The organism is Hydrogenophaga sp. T66 (assembly GCF_057219855.1).
The window spans coordinates 164,172-186,161 of sequence record NZ_JBXVVX010000001.1 but is presented as its reverse complement, the minus strand read 5'-3'; the positions used below and the strand labels follow the sequence as shown (position 1 = coordinate 186,161).

General features: G+C 69.9%; 27 protein-coding genes and 1 riboswitch. Of the genes, 10 read left to right on the top strand and 17 right to left on the bottom strand.

All coding sequences use genetic code 11. The features are described from left to right. Window positions 1–18: 18 nt before the first annotated feature. Genes AC2D80_RS00825 through ruvA form a run of 3 tightly spaced genes read right to left on the bottom strand, consistent with a single transcriptional unit; the run spans window position 19 to window position 2,825 of the window. The gene (locus AC2D80_RS00825; RefSeq protein WP_484631076.1) at window positions 19–1,125 is read right to left on the bottom strand and encodes an SPOR domain-containing protein; all 1,107 of its coding nucleotides are present in this window, start codon (window positions 1,123–1,125) and stop codon (window positions 19–21) included. A gap of 16 nt (window positions 1,126–1,141) precedes the next feature. Beyond that, window positions 1,142–2,200 carry a Holliday junction branch migration DNA helicase RuvB gene (gene ruvB, locus AC2D80_RS00820; RefSeq protein WP_484631075.1) on the bottom strand — a complete coding sequence of 353 codons (1,059 nt, stop codon included), beginning with the start codon at window positions 2,198–2,200 and terminating at the stop codon, window positions 1,142–1,144. A 46-nt stretch (window positions 2,201–2,246) separates the two neighbouring features. After that, on the bottom strand, window positions 2,247–2,825 hold the full coding sequence (ruvA, locus tag AC2D80_RS00815) for a Holliday junction branch migration protein RuvA (protein ID WP_484631074.1): 579 nt from the start codon (window positions 2,823–2,825) through the stop codon (window positions 2,247–2,249). A 32-nt stretch (window positions 2,826–2,857) separates the two neighbouring features. Between ruvA and AC2D80_RS00810 the strand changes: the two genes are divergently transcribed. From AC2D80_RS00810 to AC2D80_RS00800, 3 genes are all read left to right on the top strand, one after another. Beyond that, window positions 2,858–3,844, top strand: a complete 987-nt coding sequence (locus tag AC2D80_RS00810; RefSeq protein WP_484631073.1) for a PhoH family protein — start codon at window positions 2,858–2,860, stop codon at window positions 3,842–3,844. Between the two features lie 10 nt (window positions 3,845–3,854). Further along, window positions 3,855–4,310 carry an rRNA maturation RNase YbeY gene (ybeY, locus tag AC2D80_RS00805; protein WP_484631072.1) on the top strand — a complete coding sequence of 152 codons (456 nt, stop codon included), beginning with the start codon at window positions 3,855–3,857 and terminating at the stop codon, window positions 4,308–4,310. A gap of 111 nt (window positions 4,311–4,421) precedes the next feature. After that, window positions 4,422–4,751: a YegP family protein gene (locus AC2D80_RS00800; protein WP_484631071.1), complete on the top strand. Its 330-nt coding sequence runs from the start codon at window positions 4,422–4,424 to the stop codon at window positions 4,749–4,751. 26 nt (window positions 4,752–4,777) lie between these two features. On the opposite strand, the gene dtd is transcribed toward AC2D80_RS00800, so the two are convergent. Genes dtd through tyrS form a run of 3 tightly spaced genes read right to left on the bottom strand, consistent with a single transcriptional unit; the run spans window position 4,778 to window position 7,442 of the window. Further along, entirely contained in the window at window positions 4,778–5,221 is a 444-nt protein-coding gene (dtd, locus tag AC2D80_RS00795; RefSeq protein ID WP_484631070.1) for a D-aminoacyl-tRNA deacylase, read from the bottom strand. A gap of 16 nt (window positions 5,222–5,237) precedes the next feature. Continuing rightward, window positions 5,238–6,167, bottom strand: coding sequence for a cation diffusion facilitator family transporter (locus tag AC2D80_RS00790; RefSeq protein ID WP_484631069.1), 930 nt, complete (start codon window positions 6,165–6,167; stop codon window positions 5,238–5,240). A gap of 12 nt (window positions 6,168–6,179) precedes the next feature. Then, window positions 6,180–7,442 carry a tyrosine--tRNA ligase gene (tyrS, locus tag AC2D80_RS00785; protein WP_484631068.1) on the bottom strand — a complete coding sequence of 421 codons (1,263 nt, stop codon included), beginning with the start codon at window positions 7,440–7,442 and terminating at the stop codon, window positions 6,180–6,182. 189 nt (window positions 7,443–7,631) lie between these two features. On the opposite strand from tyrS, the gene AC2D80_RS00780 reads away from it, so the two are divergent. Next, window positions 7,632–8,987 (top strand): peptidoglycan DD-metalloendopeptidase family protein, encoded by a 1,356-nt coding sequence (locus tag AC2D80_RS00780; protein WP_484631067.1) that lies wholly within the window; start codon window positions 7,632–7,634, stop codon window positions 8,985–8,987. Between the two features lie 109 nt (window positions 8,988–9,096). On the opposite strand, the gene erpA is transcribed toward AC2D80_RS00780, so the two are convergent. The 5 genes from erpA to rplM form a co-directional block, all read right to left on the bottom strand. Further along, window positions 9,097–9,465, bottom strand: a complete 369-nt coding sequence (gene erpA / locus AC2D80_RS00775) for an iron-sulfur cluster insertion protein ErpA (RefSeq protein WP_484631066.1) — start codon at window positions 9,463–9,465, stop codon at window positions 9,097–9,099. A 78-nt stretch (window positions 9,466–9,543) separates the two neighbouring features. After that, the gene (locus AC2D80_RS00770) at window positions 9,544–9,942 is read right to left on the bottom strand and encodes a bactofilin family protein (RefSeq protein WP_484631065.1); all 399 of its coding nucleotides are present in this window, start codon (window positions 9,940–9,942) and stop codon (window positions 9,544–9,546) included. A gap of 21 nt (window positions 9,943–9,963) precedes the next feature. Next, window positions 9,964–10,689, bottom strand: coding sequence for a DUF6776 family protein (locus tag AC2D80_RS00765; protein WP_484631064.1), 726 nt, complete (start codon window positions 10,687–10,689; stop codon window positions 9,964–9,966). Window positions 10,690–10,785: 96 nt separating this feature from the next. After that, window positions 10,786–11,178 carry a 30S ribosomal protein S9 gene (gene rpsI / locus AC2D80_RS00760; RefSeq protein WP_484631063.1) on the bottom strand — a complete coding sequence of 131 codons (393 nt, stop codon included), beginning with the start codon at window positions 11,176–11,178 and terminating at the stop codon, window positions 10,786–10,788. An 11-nt stretch (window positions 11,179–11,189) separates the two neighbouring features. Continuing rightward, window positions 11,190–11,621 (bottom strand): 50S ribosomal protein L13, encoded by a 432-nt coding sequence (rplM, locus tag AC2D80_RS00755; RefSeq protein WP_484631062.1) that lies wholly within the window; start codon window positions 11,619–11,621, stop codon window positions 11,190–11,192. 171 nt (window positions 11,622–11,792) lie between these two features. Here rplM and AC2D80_RS00750 point away from each other — a divergent pair, with 171 nt between their 5' ends. Continuing rightward, on the top strand, window positions 11,793–12,707 hold the full coding sequence (locus AC2D80_RS00750) for a 23S rRNA (adenine(2030)-N(6))-methyltransferase RlmJ (protein ID WP_484631061.1): 915 nt from the start codon (window positions 11,793–11,795) through the stop codon (window positions 12,705–12,707). Between the two features lie 22 nt (window positions 12,708–12,729). Here the strand turns inward: AC2D80_RS00750 and AC2D80_RS00745 are convergent, their stop codons facing one another. Beyond that, the gene (locus tag AC2D80_RS00745; RefSeq protein WP_484631060.1) at window positions 12,730–13,251 is read right to left on the bottom strand and encodes a CAP domain-containing protein; all 522 of its coding nucleotides are present in this window, start codon (window positions 13,249–13,251) and stop codon (window positions 12,730–12,732) included. Between the two features lie 165 nt (window positions 13,252–13,416). On the opposite strand from AC2D80_RS00745, the gene paaA reads away from it, so the two are divergent. Genes paaA through AC2D80_RS00720 form a run of 5 tightly spaced genes read left to right on the top strand, consistent with a single transcriptional unit; the run spans window position 13,417 to window position 17,357 of the window. After that, window positions 13,417–14,430, top strand: coding sequence for a 1,2-phenylacetyl-CoA epoxidase subunit PaaA (gene paaA, locus AC2D80_RS00740; protein ID WP_484631059.1), 1,014 nt, complete (start codon window positions 13,417–13,419; stop codon window positions 14,428–14,430). Further along, the gene (gene paaB / locus AC2D80_RS00735) at window positions 14,427–14,723 is read left to right on the top strand and encodes a 1,2-phenylacetyl-CoA epoxidase subunit PaaB (RefSeq protein WP_484631058.1); all 297 of its coding nucleotides are present in this window, start codon (window positions 14,427–14,429) and stop codon (window positions 14,721–14,723) included. The genes paaA and paaB overlap by 4 nt, the downstream gene beginning before the upstream one ends. A gap of 28 nt (window positions 14,724–14,751) precedes the next feature. Then, the gene (gene paaC, locus AC2D80_RS00730) at window positions 14,752–15,621 is read left to right on the top strand and encodes a 1,2-phenylacetyl-CoA epoxidase subunit PaaC (RefSeq protein ID WP_484631057.1); all 870 of its coding nucleotides are present in this window, start codon (window positions 14,752–14,754) and stop codon (window positions 15,619–15,621) included. An 8-nt stretch (window positions 15,622–15,629) separates the two neighbouring features. Beyond that, complete coding sequence (paaD, locus tag AC2D80_RS00725) at window positions 15,630–16,190, top strand: 1,2-phenylacetyl-CoA epoxidase subunit PaaD (RefSeq protein ID WP_484631056.1); 561 nt, start codon at window positions 15,630–15,632, stop codon at window positions 16,188–16,190. A gap of 51 nt (window positions 16,191–16,241) precedes the next feature. Next, window positions 16,242–17,357, top strand: a complete 1,116-nt coding sequence (locus AC2D80_RS00720; RefSeq protein ID WP_484631055.1) for a 2Fe-2S iron-sulfur cluster-binding protein — start codon at window positions 16,242–16,244, stop codon at window positions 17,355–17,357. A gap of 36 nt (window positions 17,358–17,393) precedes the next feature. Here the strand turns inward: AC2D80_RS00720 and AC2D80_RS00715 are convergent, their stop codons facing one another. The 5 genes from AC2D80_RS00715 to ahcY form a co-directional block, all read right to left on the bottom strand. After that, a complete protein-coding gene (locus tag AC2D80_RS00715) occupies window positions 17,394–17,996 on the bottom strand; it encodes an OmpW/AlkL family protein (protein ID WP_484631054.1) in 603 nt (200 codons plus the stop codon). A gap of 203 nt (window positions 17,997–18,199) precedes the next feature. Next, window positions 18,200–18,625, bottom strand: coding sequence for a septal ring lytic transglycosylase RlpA family protein (locus AC2D80_RS00710; protein ID WP_484631053.1), 426 nt, complete (start codon window positions 18,623–18,625; stop codon window positions 18,200–18,202). Window positions 18,626–18,657: 32 nt separating this feature from the next. Beyond that, a complete protein-coding gene (gene metF, locus AC2D80_RS00705) occupies window positions 18,658–19,488 on the bottom strand; it encodes a methylenetetrahydrofolate reductase [NAD(P)H] (protein ID WP_484631052.1) in 831 nt (276 codons plus the stop codon). Between the two features lie 12 nt (window positions 19,489–19,500). Beyond that, window positions 19,501–20,247 (bottom strand): TlyA family RNA methyltransferase, encoded by a 747-nt coding sequence (locus tag AC2D80_RS00700; RefSeq protein WP_484631051.1) that lies wholly within the window; start codon window positions 20,245–20,247, stop codon window positions 19,501–19,503. Window positions 20,248–20,354: 107 nt separating this feature from the next. Beyond that, complete coding sequence (gene ahcY / locus AC2D80_RS00695; RefSeq protein ID WP_484631050.1) at window positions 20,355–21,788, bottom strand: adenosylhomocysteinase; 1,434 nt, start codon at window positions 21,786–21,788, stop codon at window positions 20,355–20,357. 68 nt (window positions 21,789–21,856) lie between these two features. Continuing rightward, window positions 21,857–21,941, bottom strand: a riboswitch (S-adenosyl-L-homocysteine riboswitch). Window positions 21,942–21,990 lie beyond the last annotated feature (49 nt).

The following is a 21,990-nucleotide window of genomic DNA, read 5'->3' as shown; positions in this document are numbered from 1 at the left end:
CTGGGTTGAGGGAGCGGGTCAGGGACTGTAGGGCCGCGCGTCGAGACCCAGCGCGCGGATGCGCCGCGCGGCGTCGTCGGCCTGCTCGCGCGACTCGAAAGGCCCCACGCGCACGCGGGTGAGCGTGCCGCGCGCGGACTCCACCGGGTCCATCAGCACCGGCAGGCCCGCCGCGGCCAGCCGCTGCCGCGCGCGCTCCGCGTTCGCCGGATCGCCGAACAAGCCCACCGCCACGCCGTGCCCCTTGATGCGCGGGCGCACAGCGGCCTCCGGCGCGGGCACAGCCGGCACGGGAGACGCCGCCTTCACCGCCGGTGGCTCAGCATCGGCGGTGGGCGGCGCGGGTGCCGCGGGTGCCGCCGGCGGGGCGGCCGCAGCGACGGACGCCGGCGCGGCGGCGGGTGCCGAAGAACCCGGCGAGCCGGACGCCGCGGGCGTGGCGCCCTCGGTGGCCCCGGAGGACGGGTTGGACGCCGTCGGCGGCGTAGCCTCGGGCGCGGGCGCGGGCGCGGGCGCGGGCGCGGGTGTGGCGACCGGTGCAGGGGGGCTGTCCGTGGCGGTGGGCGCGGCGACGACCGCCGGCACGGTGGTGAAGCGGTCGGACAGCGACACAGCCACCACCGCGACCAGGCCCAGCGCCACCGCGGCTTGCACCAGACCGGCCACCACGAGCCATCCCCGGCCTGGCGCCGCGTCGGCCAGCCGTTCACACGCCTGCTGCACCGTCTGCGAGGCCCGCACCGCCGCCGTCATGCGCTGACGCACCCGGTCGTGCAACAGCGCGACGGCAAACCAGCCGGGCAGGACAAACGCCGCCAGCGCCAGACCCCCGAGCAACACGCCCTGCGCCACCGGCGGCCACGCGCGCCAGGTATCGATCGACGCCAGCAGCCCGGCGGTCCCCAGCGCCAGCAGAGCCGCCCACGCCAGGGCCGCGGTCCACAGCCGGTGGAACACCAGCCACCCGGTCGTGCCCAGCGCGGCCCAGCAGTTGAAGGCGGGTCCGGGCAGACCGGCTTCATCAAAGCGCACAAACACCGGCAGGTGGGTGCCGGCCGACAGTGGCCCCAGCGCGGCGCGGTACATGGCGGCGGTGGCGTTCTCGGGAGGGCGGGTCGTGGCCATGGCGGCGGAGATCTGGCTAAGGTGCGTCGCGGAACAGGCCGCCCTCGGTGGCCGGCGGCGCCACGCCCAGGTGGCGGTACGCCGCCAGCGTGGCGGTGCGCCCGCGCGGTGTGCGCTGCAGGTAGCCCTGCTGGATCAGGTAGGGCTCGATCACGTCCTCGATGGTGTCGCGCTCTTCCCCGATGCTGGCGGCGATGTTGTCCAGCCCCACCGGGCCGCCATCGAAGCGGTGGATCACCGCCTCCAGCAGCTTGCGGTCCATCAGGTCAAAACCCTGCGGATCGACATCCAGCATGGCCAGCGCGCGGGCGGCGATGTCCTGGGTGATGTGGCCGCCGCCCTTGACATCGGCGTAGTCGCGCACGCGGCGCAGCAGCCGGTTGGCGATGCGCGGCGTGCCGCGCGAGCGGCGCGCGATCTCGAAGGCGCCGTCGGCGTCGATCGGCGCGTTGAGCAGGCCGGCGCTGCGCGTGACGATGCGCGCCAGCTCCTCGGCGGTGTAGAACTCCAGCCGCGCGACGATGCCAAAGCGGTCGCGCAGCGGGTTGGTGAGCATGCCCGCGCGCGTGGTGGCGCCCACCAGGGTGAAGGGCTGCAGGTCGAGCTTGATGCTGCGCGCCGCCGGCCCCTCGCCGATCATGATGTCGATCTGGTAGTCCTCCAGCGCGGGGTAAAGGATCTCCTCCACCACCGGGCTGAGGCGGTGGATCTCGTCGATGAACAGCACGTCGTTGGGCTCAAGGTTGGTCAGCAGCGCCGCCAGGTCCTTGGGCTTTTCGAGCACCGGCCCGCTGGTCTGGCGCAGGTTCACGCCGAGTTCCTGCGCAATGATGTGCGACAGCGTGGTCTTGCCCAGGCCGGGCGGGCCGAACAGCAACACGTGATCCAGCGCCTCGGCGCGCTTCTTCGCAGCGCCGATGAAGATCTCAAGCTGCTCGCGCACCTTCATCTGGCCCACGTACTCGTCAAGCAGCTTGGGCCGCAGCGCGCGCTCGATCGCCTCTTCCTTGGGCGACACGGCCGCGGCCGAGACCACGCGCGGCGCCGGGGCGAAATCGTCGGTCTGGATGGTCATGGGTGGGTCCGTGGGTGCAGGGCCGCGGGGGCAACGCTCGCTGCCTTCATTTCGCCAGCGCCTTCAACGCCAGCTTGATGCCTTCGGTCACGCCCACGCCCGCGGGCAGCGCTTTCAGGGCGGCCGCGGCGTCCTTGTCGCTGTAGCCCAGCGCGATCAGCGCCTGCTGGATGTCGCCGGCGGCATCGCCCACGGCCGCGGCCGCCGCGGGGGCCCCCAGGTCGGCACCGAGCTTGCCCTTGAGCTCCAGCAGCAATCGCTCGGCCGTCTTTTTGCCGATCCCCGGCACCTTGACCAGCCGGCCGGCTTCCTGCGCGGTGACCGCCTGCCCCAGCTCGGCCACGCTCAGGCCCGACAGCACCGACAGCGCCGTGCGCGGGCCGACGCCGCTGATCTTGATGAGCTGGCGGAAGGCCTCGCGCTCGGGGGCGGTGGCAAAGCCGTACAGGATCTGGGCGTCCTCGCGCACCACGAAGTGCGTGAGCAGCGACACCCGCTCGCCGCTGGCGGGCAGGTGGTAGAAGGTGCTCATCGGCACATCCACCTCGTATCCCACGCCCTGGCAGTCCACCAGGATCTGCGGCGGGTTCTTCTCCAGCAGCGTGCCGGTCAACTTGCCTATCATCGGGGCTCCTTCAGCGCTGCGGAATTATCGGCTTGATTCTTCGTCACACCTTCTCCCCGCCCGACAACGACCGCATGGCGCACCTGTGCGGCCCGCTGGACGCCCACCTGCGCACCATCGAGGCGGCCCTGGCGGTCAAGGTGGCGCACCGCTTCGAGCAATTCCGCGTGGAGGGCCCGAAAGCCGCGGCCACGCGGGCGATGGAAGTCCTGCAGGCGCTGTACGAGATGGCGCGCCGCCCCATCCCCGCCGAACAGGTGCAACTCATGCTCAGCGGCGACACCGCCCTGGAGGAGCCCGCCGCGGGGGATGCGGTGATGCAGACCCGCCGCGGCGAGGTGCGCGGGCGCACGCCCAACCAGGCCCGCTACCTGCAGCAGATGGCCACCCACGACATCACCTTCGGCATCGGTCCGGCCGGCACGGGCAAGACCTACCTCGCCGTGGCCTGCGCGGTCGATGCCCTGGAGCGCAGCGCGGTGCAGCGCATCGTGCTGACCCGCCCGGCGGTGGAGGCCGGCGAGAAGCTGGGTTTCCTGCCGGGCGATCTCGGTCAGAAGGTCGATCCCTACCTGCGCCCGCTGTACGACGCGCTGTACGACCTGATGGGCTTCGACAAGGTGCAAAAGGCCTTCGAGCGCCAGCAGATCGAGATCGCGCCGCTGGCCTTCATGCGCGGGCGCACGCTCAACCACGCCTTCGTCATCCTCGACGAAGCGCAAAACACCACGCCCGAGCAGATGAAGATGTTCCTCACCCGGATCGGCTTCGGCGCCAAGGCGGTGGTCACCGGCGACGTGAGCCAGATCGATCTGCCGCGCACCCAGCTCAGCGGCCTGATCGACGCCGAGCGAGTGCTGCGCCGGGTGGCTGGCGTGGCGTTCTCGCGGCTGACCAGCGCCGACGTCGTGCGCCACCCGCTGGTCGCCCGCATCGTCGACGCCTACGACGCCCGCACCCCCGGTGCCGACGAGGCCCCGCCGGTGCGCCGTCCCCGCCGTGCGACCAGCGCCGGTTGACAAGGCCACCATGACCCGCCCGGCACTCACGCTGTCCCTGCAGTTCGCCCGCTTCGACGGCGTGGCCGAGCACCGCGACGCCCTGCCCCGCCACCGCGTGTCGCGCGCCATCCGCGCCGCCCTCGACAGCGAAGCCGAAATCACGGTGCGCATCGTCGACGCGGCCGAAGGCCAGGCGCTCAACCGCGACTACCGCGGCAAGGACTACGCCACCAACGTCCTGACCTTTGACTACGCGAGCGAGCCGGTCGTGATGGCCGATCTCGTGCTGTGTGCGCCGGTGGTCGCGGCCGAGGCCAAGCGGCTGCGCAAGCCGCTGGCCGCGCACTACACCCATCTGCTGGTGCACGGCACCCTGCACGCGCAGGGCTGGGACCACGAAACCAGCGACGCCGACGCCGAGGCGATGGAGGCCCAGGAAACCGCCATCCTGCGCGGCCTCGGCGAGCCAGACCCTTACGCCTGAACCGCGCCCGGCGCCATCCGGGCCACGCCGTGCCGCCAACACCGCAGCCGGGTGTATCGGGCCTCGCTGGCCCCTAGCATGGCCGCTCCTTTCAACCCCCAGGAGCGACTCATGTCAGGCTGGTACGAACTCTCGAAAAACGCCCAAGGTCTTCACCACTTCGTGCTGAAAGCGGCCAACGGGCTGGTCATTCTGCGCAGCGAGACCTACGCCACCGCAGCCGGCGCGCGCGGCGGCATCGCGTCGGTGCAGGTGAACGCGCCGCACGACGAGCGTTACACGCTGCAGACCAGCCAGGACGGCAAGCCCTACTTCAACCTCAAGGCCGCCAACGGCGAAATCATCGGCACCAGCCAGATGTACGTCTCCACCGGCGCGCGGCAGACGGGCATCGACTCGGTGAAGACCAACGGCCCGAGCCGCGACGTGCGCGAGGTCTGAGTCAGGCCGCCCGGGGACCGCGGCGCTCAGGCGCCCAGGCGCATGGGGATGGTCACCGGGCCATCGTTGACCAGATGAACCGCCATGTCGGCCCCGAAGCGCCCGGTGGCCACCACCGGGTGCGCGGCATGGGCGGCCGCCACGAAGGCGTCATAGAGCGCCCGGCCCTGCTGTGGCGGCGCGGCGCCGGTGAAGCCCGGCCGGTTGCCGCCACGGGTGTCCGCCGCCAGGGTGAACTGGCTGACGATCAGCAGGCCGCCGCCCACCTCCTGCAGGCTGCGGTTCATCTTGCCGGCCTCGTCATTGAAGATGCGCAGCTTCAGGATCTTGGCCAGCAGGCGCTCGCCGACCGCGGGCGTGTCGTCCGGCTCGGCGCAGACCAGCACGAACAGCCCCGGACCGATGGCGCCCACCGTCTCGCCGGCGATGTCCACGCGGGCCTCGGTCACCCGTTGAAGAAGCGCGATCATGGTGGTGTGGTCCGGCCTATTTCAGGTCCCGCGGGTCGTCGAAGTGCGCCTCGACGTCGGTGGGCAACAGCTGGATCGTCGCCCGCAGCCCCGGCACCGCACTCATCAGCGCCTGCTCGACACTCAGCCGCAGCGCCGCCGCGCGGCCCAGCGACCAGCCCGCGGGCATGTGCATGTGCACATCGACAAAGCGACGCTGACCCGCCTTGCGCGTGTTGAGGTGATCGAAGCGGATGATGTCGGCGTCGCCCCGGCGGTGCGCGAAGCCGTTCAGCGTGGCCTCGATCGTGGCGCGCACCTCTGGCTCGACCGCCTCGTCCATCAGGCCCTGCGACGAGCGCCACATGAGGTGAAAGCCTTCGCGCAGGATGTTGAGCGCCACGCCGATCGCCACCACCGCGTCCAGCCACAGCCAGCCGGTCAGCGCCACCGCGCCGATGCCCACCACCACGCCGGCCGAGGTCCACACATCGGTGACCAGGTGGCGCGCGTCGGCCTCCAGCGCGATCGAACGGTGCTGGCGGGCCGCCCGGAACATCACCCAGGCCAGCAGGCCGTTGAGCGCCGAGCTGGCCACCGACAGCGCCAGGCCCCAGCCCACCTGCTCCAGCGGCTGCGGATCGAACAGGCGATGGCCGGCCGCCCACACGATGCCCAGCGCCGCCGCGATGATCAACACGCCCTCGAACCCCGACGAGAAGTACTCCGCCTTGTGGTGGCCGTAGGGGTGGTCGTCGTCCGGCGGACGGGCGGCCACGGTGACCATCACCAGGCCGAACACGGCGCTGGCCAGGTTGACCAGCGATTCCATGGCGTCCGACAGCAGACCAACGGACCCGGTCACGGCCCAGGCCGCTGTCTTCAGGCCGATGGTGACCAGCGCGACCGCGATAGAGACCTGCAGCAGCCGCTGCGGAGTCAGGCGGGCCAGAACGCCGGCGGGCACGGATCGCTGTCCTCAGGCCAGCGTGACGCGCGCGAACTTGCGCTTGCCGACCTGCACCACGAAGGTGCCGGCGGGCAGTTTCAGGCCCTTGTCGCTGATGACGGCGCCGTCCACCCGCACGCCCCCGCCTTCAATGAGGCGGTTCGCCTCGCTGCTGGACGGCGCCAGACCGGCCGCCTTCAGCAGGGCTGCGATGCCCAGCGGCGCACCCGCCAGGGACACCGCCGGGATCTCGTCCGGGATCCCGCCCTTGGCGCGGTTGATGAAGTCCTGCTCGGCGGCCTCGGCCGCGGCGGCGCTGTGGAACCGGGTGGTGATTTCCTTGGCCAGCATCACCTTCGCGTCCTTCGGGTTGCGCCCGTTGGCCACCTCGCGCTGCAGGGCCTCGATCTCGGCCATCGACCGGAACGACAGCAGCGTGTACCAGCGCCACATCAGCGTGTCGCTGATCGACAGCACCTTGGCAAACATCGCGTTGGCGTCTTCCGTGATGCCGATGTAGTTGCCCTTGGACTTGGACATCTTGTCCACGCCGTCCAGGCCTTCGAGCAGCGGCATCGTCAGGATGCATTGCGGCTCCTGGCCGTATTCGGCCTGGAGGTGGCGGCCCATCAGCAGGTTGAACTTCTGGTCGGTGCCGCCGAGCTCGAGGTCAGCCTTCAGGGCCACCGAGTCGTAGCCCTGCATCAGCGGGTACAGGAACTCGTGCACGCTGATCGGCGTGCCCGCGGTGAATCGCTGGTGGAAGTCGTTGCGCTCCATCATGCGGGCCACGGTGTACTTGGCGGCCAGCTGGATCAGGCCCATCGAGCCCAGCGGCAGGCTCCACTCGCTGTTGTAGCGAATCTCCGTTTTCGACGGGTCCAGCACCAGGCTGGCCTGCTGGTAGTAGGTCTCGGCGTTGGCCTTGATTTGCTCGGGGGTGAGCGGGGGCCGGGTGCTGTTGCGTCCCGAGGGGTCACCGATCAGGCTGGTGAAGTCGCCGATCAGAAAAATCACCGTGTGCCCCAGATTCTGCAGCTGGCGCATCTTGTTGAGCACCACCGTGTGGCCCAGGTGGATGTCGGGCGCCGTCGGGTCGAGCCCCAATTTGATGCGCAGCGGCACGCCGGTGCGCTCGGCACGCGCCAGTTTGCGCACCCAATCGGCCTGCGGGATCAGTTCTTCCACGCCACGCAGCGTCACCGCCAAGGCCTCGCGCACGCCGTCTGTCATCGGCTCGACCGCGTCGGGCGGGTTTTGCGTACTTTGGGGTTCGTTCGTCGGCAGACTCATGCGCGTTGTTCCGGATGTCAGACGGCGAGCGATGGCTATACTGCCCGGCGCCGATACAGGGATTCTAGTTGGCGTGGTTTTTGCACCCACGCTCCCCGACATCCCGAACGGCGACGCCTGAACTCTCAGGCTCCCCATGCATCCATTCCACGGGCCGCCCGCCGGGCGGCGCGTTTTTGTGTGAATCCCATGCCCAGCTTCTTCGCTTCGCTGGCGGTCACCGCCGCCGCCGCCCGGGACAGCCTGGCCCGCCACCCCCGCCGCGTGGTCGGCGGCATTGGCGCCCTGCTGCTGGGCACCGGCGTGACCGCCTTCGGCATCGCCCCGCTGGCGCCCGATGCCGCGCAGCTGCCGGTGCAGCAGGTCACGGAATCCCTGAGCACCGCCCCGGTGGTGGTGCCGGCCGACCTGCTCGGCGAGGGCGCCGTGCCCTTCACGCTGTACCGCAGCGACACGACCCGCGCCGACGACACCGTGCAAAGCCTGCTGCAGCGTCTCGGTGTCGCCGACCCCGCGGCCCAGGCCTTTCTGCGCCAGGACCCGAACGGCCGCGCCCTGCTGGGCCGCAACGGCCGGCTGGTTCACGTCCAGGCCGACGACGACCAGCGACTGCTGCGCCTGACCGCCCGCTGGCTCACCAGCGACGGCAAGGCGTTTCACCGCCTCGTTGTGGAGGCCAAGCCCGAGGGCGGCCTCACGTCGCGGGTGGAGCGCGGCGAACTGGTCGCGTCGGCCCGCCTGGCCAGCGGCACCATCCGCAGCTCCCTGTTCGCCGCCACCGACGCGGCCAACATTCCCGACGCCATCGCCGTGCAGCTGGCGGAAATGTTCTCCAGTGACATCGACTTCCGGCGCGACCTCCGCCAGGGCGACCGCTTCACGCTGGTGTACGAAACGCTCGAAGCCGACGGCGAGCCGCTGACCACGGGCCGCGTGCTGAGCGCCGAGTTCGTGAACGATGGCAAGGCCCACCAGGCGGTGTGGTTCGAGGCCCCGGGCCACAAAGGCGGCTATTTCAACTTCGCCGGCGAGAGCTCACGGCGCTACTTCCTCTCCTCGCCCCTGGCCTTCTCCCGCGTGAGCAGCGGCTACGGCATGCGCTTCCACCCGATCTCCGGCGAGCGCAAGGCCCACCTGGGCGTGGACTACGCCGCCCCGACCGGCACGCCGGTGCGCACCGTCGGCGACGGCGTCGTCGAGTTCGCCGGCGTCCAGCGCGGCTACGGCAACGTCATCATCATCCGCCACCGCAACAACCAGTCCACGCTCTACGCCCACCTCAGCCGCATCGGCGTGCGCCAGGGCCAGCGCGTGGCGCAGGGCGACTTCATCGGCAATGTCGGCTCGACCGGCGCCTCCACCGGGCCGCACCTGCATTTCGAGTTCCGCGACAACGGACAACACCGTGACCCGCTGGTGATTGCCCGCCAGAGCGAGGCCGTGAAGCTGCCCGACCAGCTGCGCGCCTCCTTTGAGGCGGTCGCCCGGGCCCAGCGCGTGGCCCTCGACGCCGCCGGCTCGATGCAGCAAGCCAGCGCGCAATGACCGGAGGCGGCGCGGTGCCGCCACACCGACCCAACAAAAAGGGAGCCCGATGGCTCCCTTTTTTTGTGGGTCTCGCCGCCCTCGGCGACGAGAACGACCGCCGCTGAAATCAGACGCTGAAGCTCGACCCGCAGCCGCAGGTGGTGGTGGCGTTGGGGTTCTTGATCACGAACTGCGCGCCTTCCAAGTCTTCCTTGTAGTCGATCTCAGCGCCGACGAGGTACTGGTAGCTCATCGCGTCGATCAGCAGCGTGACGCCGTTCTTGTTCATGGCGGTGTCGTCTTCGTTCACCACCTCGTCGAAGGTGAAGCCGTACTGGAAACCGCTGCAGCCGCCGCCTTGCACGAACACCCGCAGCTTCAGGTCCGGGTTGCCCTCTTCAGCCACCAGTTCGGCCACCTTGGCGGCGGCACTGTCGGTGAAGATCAGCGGGGCGGGCATCTCGGTGGTCTGGGCTTCGGCGGCAGCGGCGCTCATGGCAATTCCTTCGGGGGCAGGGTCGGACGACAGGTCCGGATGTCAAAAATGGTAAACCAAACCACTCGGAAAATGGGGTCAGGCGTTGATTGCCGCCAATTTCAGTGTGGGCTTTTCAGCGTCTTCACCCAACAGGGGTTGCAAGCGCCCGGCGATGGTGGCGCCCTGATGCATCTCCAGCGCCTTGTACGTCACGTCGCCCTCGATCCGGGCCTTGGGTTGCAATTCGAGCAGTTCACGGGCGAGCACCGGGCCGCGCACAGTGCCATTGATGATGACGTGATCGGCCTCGACGCGGCCGCAGACCTGCGCCTGTTCGCTGATCACCAGGATGCTGGGCTCGCCGGTGGGGGCCTTCAAGTCACCCGCGACCTCGCCATCCACCCGCAAGCCGTCGCGGAACTGCACATGGCCTTCGATGCGGGTGCCGGGTGCGATCAGGCTTTTGATGGGCGGGGGCTTGCGTTTGCCGAACATGGGGGCTCCTCGCGGTGGGTTTCAGGGTCGCAGGCGGTCGCCGGACTGTAGCGCGGTCGTCTGGGTGGCGCGCACCGCCGACCCCTGCAAGATACGTGCGGTGACGCTTTTCACCTGCGCTTGCGCGGGCAAGTCCACCGCACCCTCCCGACGCAGGTAGGTGCGCACACTCGCGGGCTGGGGCGATAACGCCTGGCTCCAGGGTTTCCCGGCCAGGGAACCCGCGAACACGATCTCCAGCGTGCCCTCGACCGGCGCGGCCTGACGCCCGGCCTGGACCGCGAGCACCTGCCAGCGCCACTGGCCGCCGCCGACCGGCTCGGCCTGCAGCGCGCGGATCGTCAGACCGTCTTGCCCGGTGGCCGGCAACAGACGCTCAAAGAAGCCGAGGTCGTTGCGAAGGGCCTGATTGTCGGCCTCCAGCTGCCGGACCTGCTGCACCAGTTGCGCCTGGGCGCTGCGCTCGGTCAGCAGCACACTTTCGGCGGTATCGGCCACGGCGCGCGCCTCCTGCAAGGCCGAGCGCAAGCCGGTCACCTCGGTGCGCAAGCGCTCGAGTTCCGCGGCGCTGTGGCGGTCCAGCCCGGCGATTTCCTTGCCGAATTCGAAGGCCCAGAGGGCCAGCGCGGCAGAGAACCCGAGCACCACCGCACCGGCCAGCCAGCGGACCGGCCAAGGCAGACTGCTGCGCACGGCCATGCGCGGAGCGCTGATCGTGAGGCGGCGGCGCCAGAGTCGGAATCGCATGGCGGGCGGGGCTGTGTCGGAAGCGGCTGGTCTGCCCAGAATGCAAAAACCGCCCCAAGTGCAACTTGCAGGCGGTTTTTGCGGGCCGGTGGGCGATCAGCGCTTGCTGAACTGCTTGCGGCGGCGGGCGGACCGGAGGCCGACCTTCTTGCGCTCGACCTCGCGGGCGTCGCGGGTCACGAAGCCGGCCTGCGACAGCGCGGGCTTGAGGGCGGCGTCGTAATCGATCAGCGCACGGGTGATGCCGTGGCGCACGGCGCCGGCCTGACCGGATTCGCCGCCGCCGTGGACGTTGACCTGGATGTCGAAGGTCTCGACGTTGTCGGTCAGCACCAGGGGCTGCTTGGCGATCATGATCGAGGTCTCACGGCCGAAGAACTGCTGGATGTCCTTGCCGTTGATCGTGATCTTGCCGCTGCCTTTTTTGAGGAACACGCGGGCGACGCTGGATTTGCGACGGCCGGTGCCGTTGTTCCATTCACCAATCATTCAAGGCTCCTTCAAAGGTCCAGCACTTGCGGCTGTTGGGCGGTGTGCGGGTGCTCGGCACCGCCATACACCTTGAGCTTCTTGATCATGGCGTAACCGAGCGGGCCCTTGGGCAGCATGCCCTTAACGGCCTTCTCGAGCGCGCGGCCGGGGTGCTTGGCCTGCATGTCGCGGAAGTTGGTGGCGTAGATGCCGCCCGGGAAACCGGAGTGGCGGTAGTACACCTTGTCGAGCGATTTGTTGCCGGTCACCCGCAGCTTGGCGGCGTTGATGACGACGATGTAATCGCCCGTGTCGACGTGAGGCGTGTAAATGGCCTTGTGCTTGCCGCGCAGTCGGAGAGCCACTTCACTGGCAACTCGTCCGAGGACCTTGTCGGTCGCGTCAATCACAAACCACTCGTGCTTCACGTCAGCGGGTTTGGCGCTGAACGTTTTGGTCATGTGGAAGCTGATATCGAGGGTTTGGCGGCCCTTTTCCACGGTCGGCGGTTCTCTGACGGAACCCTCTTAGGTGGGATGGATGCTTCGCCGCGGGGCCACGGGAAATCGCTGCGAAGCCCTCGATTGTACGAAATCGGCTCGTGGCGGGCAAGCCACAGGTACCATGGGCGTATGTTCAGTTACCGCCATGCCTTTCACGCCGGCAACCACGCGGACGTGCTCAAGCACACCGTGCTGCTGGCCACCCTGCGCCACCTGATGCTCAAACCGGCGGGACTGCAGCTGGTGGACACCCACGCCGGCGCCGGGCTGTACCGGCTCGACGGCGATTACGCCGCCACCGGAGGCGAGGCGGCCGACGGGGTGGTGAAGCTGATGGCCGCGCTGCGCCCGGCCCAGGGCGCGGGCGCTCCGTCGGCGCCCGCGGTGGACGATTACCTCGACCAGGTGGCGGCCTTCAACCCGTCCGGCCAACTGCGGGTGTACCCCGGCTCCCCCTTCCTGATGCACGCGCTGATGCGCGCCGAGGCGCGCGACCGGCTCAAGCTGTTTGAACTCCACCCCACCGACGGGCGCACGCTCAGCGGCAACATCGCGCAACTGGAGGCCGGCCGCGCGCTGCAGCTGCTGCGGGAGGACGGTTTTGAAGGTCTGCGCCCGCTGCTGCCGCCGCCCCCGGGCGCGGGCGGCTCACGCCGGGGCCTGGTGCTGATCGATCCGAGTTACGAGATCAAGAGCGACTACGCCAAAGTGAGCGCCTGCATACAAGACGCGCTCAAGCGGTTTCCCACCGGCTGCTACCTCGTCTGGTATCCGGTCATTCCGCGCGCCGAGGCCCACGACCTGCCGCGCCGTCTGCGCACGCTCAGCCAGCAGGCCCAGCGGCCCTGGCTGCACGCAACGCTCGCGATCGGCCAGGACCCCGCGCGCGAGGCGGCGGGCGCCCGACCCGGTCTGACCGCCAGTGGGGTGTTCGTGATCAACCCGCCGCACACGCTGGCGCCGCAGCTCCAGGCGGCGTTGCCGGTGCTGCTGAACGTGCTGGGCCGCGGTCGCGGTCAGTCGCAGGCACTCACGACCGGTTGACGGTCGACGGTGCGCCGGGCGCTCATCGGTGGCCGAGGACCATGGTCCAGTAACGGCCGTAGCGGTTGCCCGGCCGGTGGACGCAGCTCACCGCGACCTCGGCAAAGTCCGCTTTCATCAGGTTGGCGCAATGGCCCGGGCTGGCGAGCCAGCCGGCGACCACCTCAGCCACGCTGTCCGGACCCGCGGCCAGGTTTTCCCCGATCGCGGTCCAGCCGTAACCGGCGGCCTGCGCGCGCTGGGCGACGCTGCGGCCGTCGCGGCCGGTATGGGAAAGGTAGTCGTGTTGCGCCATGTCGGCCGCGTGGCGGGCGGCGGCGTCAAACAGGCGACCGTTCCAGCGCAGCGGGGTGGCGGCGTTCATCGCGATGGGGCCACACAACCGGGTCTGGGCGCGCGCGGCGTTGATCGCTTCCATCAGGGCGTCCTGAAACACCGGGAGCCCGCACCGCCGGTCGGCGGGCAGTCCGTCGGGTTCACCGGCCACGCCCGCGCCGGCCGCGACCAGCAGCCCGGCCAGCAGGAGCGCTCGTCGGCGGGACATGTTGTCATGGTGAACCGGGCTCCAAACCCCAGCGCCGGCGTCAGGCATTGACCCGTCCGCGACCGCCCGGCGGAGAAATCCGAGCGCGCCACCCAATTAACCGACCGATCGGTTGGTTAATTGTCTATACTGCGCCCACCTTTTGGTCCGACGAGGAGACAAGCCATGTACACGCAATCGTTCAGCGTGCCCGACGGAAGCCCCGCGCCGGCGCTGCAAGCTGTGCCGAGCGGCGCGGAAGCGGCGCTGCAGGCGCACTTCGACGCGGTGATCGACGCCGACGGCAAGATCGAGCCGCGCGACTGGATGCCCGAGGCCTACCGCCGCACGCTGGTGCGCCAGATCAGCCAGCACGCGCACAGCGAAATCGTGGGCATGCTGCCCGAAGGCAACTGGATCAGCCGCGCGCCCAGCCTCAAACGCAAGGCGATCCTGGTGGCCAAGGTGCAGGACGAAGGCGGCCACGGCCTGTACCTGTACAGCGCGGCCGAAACGCTGGGCACCAGCCGCGATCAGATGTTCGACGCGCTGCACAGTGGCAAGGCCAAGTACAGCTCCATCTTCAACTACCCCACCCTGACCTGGGCGGACGTGGGCGTCATTGGCTGGCTGGTGGACGGCGCGGCCATCATGAACCAGATCCCGCTGTGCCGCTGCAGCTACGGGCCCTACGCGCGGGCGATGATCCGCGTCTGCAAAGAAGAAAGCTTCCATCAGCGCCAGGGCTACGAATCGCTGCTCGCGATGATGCAAGGCACGCCCGAGCAGCGCGCGATGGTGCAGGACGCGGTGAACCGCTGGTGGTGGCCGGTGCTGGCCATGTTCGGGCCGCCGGACGAGAACAGCCCCAACAGCGCGCAAGGCATGCGCTGGGGCATCAAGCGCATCAGCAACGACGCGTTGCGCCAGAAGTTTGTAGACGCCACCGTGCCGCAGGCCGAGGTGCTCGGCGTGACCCTGCCGGACCCCGACCTGAAGTGGAACGCCGAGCGTGGCCACCACGACTTCGGCGCCATCGACTGGGATGAGTTCTGGCGCGTCGTCAACGGCGACGGGCCGTGCAACCAGGAGCGCCTGGCCACCCGCGTCAAGGCCTGGAACGACGGCGCCTGGGTGCGTGAGGCCGCGGTGGCCCACGCGGCCAAGCGCCGCCAGCGCACCGCCCAGGAGGCCGCATGAGCTCACCTGCCCTGAAGGAGTGGCCGCTCTGGGAAGTCTTTGTGCGCAGCAAGCAGGGACTGGAACACAAGCACTGCGGCAGCCTGCACGCCAGCGACGCCCAACACGCGCTGCAGATGGCGCGCGACGTCTACACCCGCCGCCAGGAAGGCGTGAGCATCTGGGTCGTGCCCTCGGCCAGCATCACCGCCAGCGAGCCGGACAGCAAGGATATGTTCTTCGACCCGGCGGCCGACAAGATCTACCGCCACCCGACCTTCTACGAGATCCCCGACCAGGTCGGGCACATGTGACCACGGCCGCCGCGCCCCGGGAATCCGCATGAACGCCACCCCCACGCCCGCGCCGGTCGCACCCGCCGCACCCGTTGATTACCTGCTGCACCTGGCCGACAACGCCCTGGTGCTGGGCCAGCGCAACGCCGAATGGTGCGGCCACGGCCCCATCCTCGAAGAGGACCTGGCGCTGGCCAACCACAGCCTCGACCACCTCGGGCTGGCCCGCCTGCTCTACCAGCACGCCGCCGCCCGCATCAACGCCGACCCGGCCGAGGCCGCGCGCTTCGCCCACCTGCGCGGCGCGCGTGTCGAGGGCGCGGTCACCGAAGACACGCTGGCCTACTTCCGCGACGCCGGTGCGTTCCGCAATTTCACGCTCATGGAGCTGCCGCACCACGGGCCGCTGGCCGGCCCCGCCCGCGCGGACCGCGACTTCGCCACCACCCTCGTGCGCAACTTCCTCGTGGCCGCGCTGGCCACGCTGGCGTGGGACGCGCTGCGCCACAGCGCCGACCCGCAGCTCGCCGGCATCGCCGCCAAGGCGGTGAAGGAAGCGCACTACCACCTGCGCCACGCGGGCGACTGGCTGGTCCGCCTGGGCGATGGCACCGACGAAAGCCGCGCGCGCGTGAGCGCCGCCTTGGCGCACCTGCTGCCGTACACGCAGGAGTTCTGGACCGGCGACGCCGCCGAAGACGCGGCCGTGGCCCAGGGCACCGGCATCCGGCTGGCCGACCTGCGCCCGCGCTGGGACGCGATCGTGGCCGAAACGCTGGCCGAGGCCACGCTGGAGCGTCCCAGCGACCGCGGGCATCTGCCGCAGGGCCGCGTGGGCCTGGCGTCCGAGCACCGCGGCTACCTGCTCGCCGAGATGCAAAGCCTCGCGCGCGCCCACCCCGATGCCCGCTGGTGATCACGGCCATGAGCCACCCCGTGACCGCCCCCACGACCGATGACACGCCCGAGGCCGGGGCGGGCGACGCGGTGCAGCGCGCCTGGGCTGCGCTTGAGCCGCTGACCGACCCCGAGATTCCGGTGGTGACGCTGCGCGAACTCGGCATCCTGCGCGACGTGCGCGCCGGCGCCGACGGCGCGGCCGAGGTGGTCATCACCCCCACCTACAGCGGCTGCCCGGCCATGGGGCAGATCGAAGACGATGTGCGCGCTGCGCTGGCCGCCGCCGGGGTGAGGGCGCGCGTGCTCACGCAGCTCACGCCCGCCTGGACCACCGACTGGATCACGCCGGAGGCGCGCGACAAGCTGCGCGCCTACGGCATCGCCCCCCCGAACGGCCGCGCGCACTCGACCCCGGGCGAGCGCGTGGTGGCTTTCGCGCGGCGGGCCGCGACCGAGCCGGTGCCCTGCCCGCGCTGCGGCTCCACGCACACCACCGAAACCTCGCCGTTCGGCTCGACCGCCTGCAAATCGCTGCACCGCTGCCTCGACTGCCTCGAACCCTTCGACCTCTTCAAACCGTACTGACACGGACCACCGCGGCGTCCGCGCCGGCCGCCAGCGCCTGGGAGAACCCTCATGACCACCATCCCCCGCGGTTTCATTGAACTGCCCGTCGCGCGCATCAGCCCCGAGGCCGCGGGTTCGGTCGCGGTCACGCTGGCGATCCCGCCGGCGCAGCGCGCCGCCTTCGATTTCCAGCCCGGCCAGTTCCTCACCCTGCGCGCGCTGATCGACGGCCAGGACGTTCGCCGCAGCTACTCGATCAGCAGCCCCCACAGCCTGTTCACCCAGCGCGGCGAGCTCACGCTGGGTATCCGCCCGGTCGAAGGCGGCGTGTTCAGCGGCTGGGCCACCACCCAGCTCAAGGCCGGTGACACGCTGCAGGTGCTGCCACCCGACGGCCGATTCACCGTTCACCGCCCGCGGGCGATCCACCGCGTGGGCTTCGCGGCGGGCTCGGGCATCACGCCCATCCTGTCCATCATGGCGTCCACGCTCGAGGCGTCGCCGACCGCGAAGTTCACGCTGGTCTATGGCAACCGCAACATGGCCAGCGTGATGTTCAACGAGGCGCTGCAGGACCTCAAAGACCGCTACCGCGACCGCCTCACGCTGATCCACATCCTGTCGCGCCAGGCGCAAGAGGTGCCGCTGCTGGAGGGCCGCATCGACGGGCCGAAGGTGCGCGCACTGATCGACGCGCTGCTGCCGGTGGCCAGCATGGACGAGGTGTTCGTCTGCGGCCCGGCCGGCATGATCGACGCCACCGAGGCCGCGTTGCTCGACGCCGGCGTGAAGCCCGAACGCATCCACACCGAGCGCTTCCTGTCGCCGGGCGCGGCCACCCCGGCCCCGCGCCGCGACGCCGCCGGCCGCCCCAACGCGACGAACGCCACCAGCGCTGGCGAGGGCCCCGTGTCGCTGACCATCGTGCTGGACGGCAAGCCCCACGCCTTGCGCATGACGCCGGCGCAGCGCGTGCTCGACGTGGCGCTGGAGGCTGGCCTGGACCTGCCGTGGTCGTGCCGCGGTGGCGTGTGCTGCACCTGCCGGGCGCGGGTGATGGAGGGCGCCGTCGAGATGGAGAAGAACTTCACCCTCGAAGACTGGGAGACCCGGCAGGGCTTCGTGCTGACCTGCCAGGCCCGGCCCACCACCGAGCGCGTGGTGGTGAGCTTCGACGAGCGCTGAGCCCGCGCGCGGCGGACCCGGCGCCTCGCCGGGACGTCAGAAGCGCCAGCCCAGGCCGACGCCGACCAGCAGCGGATCGACCTTGAAGTCGCCCAGCGCGGCGCCACCGGCGCTGACCGTGGTCTTGATGAACACCTTCTTCACGTCCACGTTGAGGTAGAGGTCCTTGGCCAGCGGAATGTCCACGCCGATCTGCAGGGCCGCGCCGGTGCTGGTGCGGTCCAGCGTGGCAGCGCCGCCGAGCACGTTGACCGAGCTGAAGCGGGTGAAGTTGATGCCGGCGCCGACGTAGGGCTTGAAACCGCCGGCGTTGAAGTGGTACTGCAGCAGCAGCGTGGGCGGCAGGTGGCGCAGGCTGCCGATGGCCGTGCCGTTGGACGAGACGGTGTGCTTCTGCGGCACGGTGAGCACGAGTTCGGCGGCGATGTTGGGCGTGAAGAAGTAGCTCACGTCCACCTCCGGGATCCATTTGTCGTTGACCGTCAGGCCGAGGCCGGTGCCGTCCTTGTTGGCGCTGTCCAGGTGCACGGCGCGGGCGCGCAGCAGGATGCTGCCGGCCGGAATGTCCTGGGCGAAGGCGGTGGTCGTGGTGAACAGGGCGGCCGCGGCGGCGGTCAGCGCGATGGCTTGCTTTTTCATGGTGCGTCTTCGGCGAAGTTGGCGGAGAGGGTTTCTGCGACGGTGTCGGGGCGCGATGCCCGAGAACCATTACAGAAGCCGGGCCGCACGCGCCCTTTGCGTCACATCAAGGCCCGCCGGCCGGCGTGCTGCCACGCAGCACGTTCTTGACGCGCATCAAACCCGGGCGTCTCGCGGGCGCAACGGCGCGCCGGGCGAGCGCTTCACTCGCTGAGCAGCACCACCGGCCCCACCCCCGCGCGCAGCAGGCCAATGCGCGCCGCCGCCGCCCGGCTGAGGTCGATCACGCGCCCGCCGATGTGCGGGCCGCGGTCGTTGATGCGAACGACCACCTCCTGACCAGTGGCCTCGTGGCGCACGCGCACGCGCGTGCCGAAGGGCAAGGAGCGGTGGGCCGCGGTCAGGGCGTTGGGATCGAAGGCTTCGCCGCTGGCGGTGCGTCGGCCGGCAAAACCCTCGCCGTACCAGGAGCCGATGCCGCGATCGAGCACGCGCGGACCGGCCGGCGCTGCGTCGGCGGGCGCGTCGGGCCCGGCCGGGGGCGGCAGCGCCGCGGGACCGCTGGCGCAGCCGGCCAAACCCAGCGCCATCACCAGCACCATCGCCACCGCAGGCCAGACGGACGACACCCCGCCGCGCCGCGGCGACCGGTGCCCCGCGCTCACAGCGGCTGCAGGCGCTGCACGATCTCCCGCGTGGCCGCGCTCTGGTTCATGGTGTAGAAGTGCAGCCCGGGCACACCGCCGTTGCGCAGCTGGTCGCACAGGTCGGTCACCACGTCCAGGCCGAAAGCCTTGATCGACGCGGTGTCATCGCCGTAGGCCTGCAGGCGCAGGCGGATCCAGCGCGGGATCTCGGCGCCGCAGGCGTCGGAGAAGCGCAGCAGCTGCGTCGAACTGGTGATCGGCATGATCCCCGGCACCACCGGGACGTCGGCTCCAAGCTGGTGCGCGTCGTCCACGAAGCGGAAATACGCGTCGCTGTTGAAGAAGTACTGCGTGATCGCGCTGTCCGCACCGGCACGCACCTTGGCCACATAGGCCTGCAGGTCGGCCTCCGGCGATCGGGCCTGGGGATGCGTCTCGGGGTAGGCCGCAACCTCGATGTGGAAGTCGTCGCCGGTCTCGGCGCGGATGAAGGCCACCAGGTCGCTGGCGTAGCGGAATTCGCCGCCCAGCCCATAGCCACTGGGCAGATCGCCCCGCAAGGCCACGATGCGCTTGACCCCGGCGGCCGCGTAGGCCGCCAGGCGCGCGCGGATGCTGTCGCGCGTCTGGCCAATGCAGCTCAGGTGAGGCGCCGCCGGACAACCCTCCGCCATGATTTCGGTTATGGTCTGCAAGGTGCCATCCTGCGTGGACCCACCGGCGCCAAACGTGACCGAGCAGAACTCAGGCGCCAACCCGTACAGCTGCTGGCGCACCGCGCGCAGCTTCTCGGCGCCTTCGGACGTTTTCGGCGGGAAAAACTCCAGACTGATCGGCAGGCTCATGCGCGGCCCTCTTCAAGGTTTGATTGCATGGATGAAAAACTCGCGGTTCCCGTCACCGCCGGTGATCGGGCTGTCGAAATAGTCGCGCACCGACAGGCCCAGGCCCGACAGCGCCTCGGTCACGCGGGCCTGCACCCGCGGATAGGCCGCCTCGTCCCGCACCAGCCCGCCCTTGCCGATGTCGGCCGGCTGCAGCTCGAACTGCGGCTTCACCAGCATCAGACCGTGACCGCCCGGCACCATCAACGGCGCCAGCGCCGGCCACACCAGCGTCTGGGAGATGAAGGACAGGTCGCCCACGATGAGGTCAAACAGCGGCGGCGCACCCACCGCGGCCGGCGTCAGGTCGCGGGCGTTGAGGTGTTCGTGGCACACCACGCGCCCATCGCTGCGCAGCGACGGATGCAGCTGCCCCGAACCCACGTCCACGCCCACCACCTGGGCAGCACCGCGCTGCAACAGGCAGTCGGTGAAACCACCACTGCTCTGCCCCACGTCGAGGCAGCGCAGACCGGCCACCGGCAGGCCCACGCGGTCGAGCGCGCCCGCCAGCTTGAGACCGCCGCGCGAGACGAAGCGCGTCTCGGCGGTGTCCACCAGCGCCAGCTCCGCCGCCGCAGGCACGTCGTCACCGTTCTTGGTGGCGGTGCGCCACGCGCCGCCGGGCAAGCGCCAGCGCACGCCCGCCGCCACCAGACGCTGCGCCTGCGACCGTGAGGCCGCCAGCGCGCGCTCGACGAGGAGTTGATCAACACGCATGCCGGAGTGCTGTGGCCCTGTCGAGAGATGCCGCGGAACCGGCTTGGCCGGACCGCAGGCATCGCCCCCGGACGGGGGTCGCGCAAAGCGCGGCGGGGGTGATGGCTTCAGTAGCGGTAGGTGTTGGCCTTGTACGGGCCTTCCTTCTTCACCCCGATGTACGCAGCCTGCTCGTCGCTCAGCTCGGTCAGCATCGCGCCGACCTTTTTCAGGTGCAGGCGGGCGACCTTCTCGTCGAGGTGCTTGGGCAGGGTGTACACCTTGCCCACTTCATAGTTCGCGCTCTTGGTGAAGAGTTCGACCTGCGCAATTGTCTGGTTGGCGAAGCTGGAGCTCATGACGAAGCTCGGGTGGCCGGTGGCGCAACCGAGGTTCACCAGGCGGCCTTTGGCCAGCAGGGTGATCTTCTTGCCATCGGGGAACACGACATGGTCGACCTGCGGCTTGATCTCGTCCCACTGCAGCTTCTCGAGCGAAGCGACGTCGATCTCGTTGTCGAAGTGGCCGATGTTGCAGACGATGGCCTCGTCCTTCATCGCCGCCATGTGCTCGTAGCGGATGACGTTCTTGTTGCCGGTGGCGGTGACGAAGATGTCGGCCTTGTCGGCGGCGTATTCCATGGTCACGACCTTGTAGCCTTCCATCGCGGCCTGCAGGGCGTTGATGGGGTCGATCTCGGTCACCCACACCTGGGCGGACAGCGCGCGCAGGGCCTGGGCGCTGCCCTTGCCCACATCGCCGTAGCCGGCGACCACGGCCACCTTGCCGGCGATCATCACGTCGGTGGCGCGCTTGATGGCGTCGACCAGGCTCTCGCGGCAGCCGTACAGGTTGTCGAACTTGCTCTTGGTGACGCTGTCATTGACGTTGATGGCGCGGAACTGCAGCGTGCCCTTGGCGGACATCTCGTTGAGGCGCAGCACGCCGGTGGTGGTCTCTTCGGTCACGCCGATGATCTCGGCGGCCTTGCGGGTGTACCAGGTCGGGTCCTGCGCGAGCTTGGCCTTGATCGAGTTGAACAGGCAGGTCTCTTCTTCGCTTTGCGGGTTGGCCAGGAGGGAGGCGTCCTTCTCGGCGCGCTGGCCCAGGTGCATCAGCAGCGTGGCGTCGCCGCCGTCGTCCAGGATCATGTTCGGGCCTTCGCCCGGGGTGCCCGCGGGGCCAAAGTCGAAGATGCGGTGGGTGTAGTCCCAGTAATCGGCCAGGGTTTCGCCCTTGATGGCGAAGACCGGCGTGCCCTTGGCGGCGATCGCGGCGGCGGCGTGGTCCTGGGTGGAGAAGATGTTGCACGAGGCCCAGCGGACCTGTGCGCCGAGCGCCTGCAGCGTCTCGATCAGCACCGCGGTCTGGATGGTCATGTGCAGCGAGCCGGTGATGCGCGCGCCCTTGAGCGGCTGGCTGGCGGCGTATTCCTCGCGGATCGCCATCAGGCCGGGCATCTCGGTCTCGGCGATCTTGATTTCCTTGCGGCCCCAGTCGGCCAGGCCGATGTCGGCAATCACGCAGTCGGCGTTGACGGCGGTGTTGAGTCGTGCATTCATGGTTTTTCGCTCCGGAGGTGGGTGATGGCCACGCGGCGGGCGAAAAAAAAGCCCATCGCACGGCACGTCGTGGATGAGCGTCGTTGCATGGATGTCCGAGCCTCACGCCGGTGCCGCTGGGGGGCGGTGGGCGCTGCAACGCTCCTCGGATGGACGCAGAGTTTACCGCAGCGCGTGCGACACTGCTGCGCTTTTCCTCACA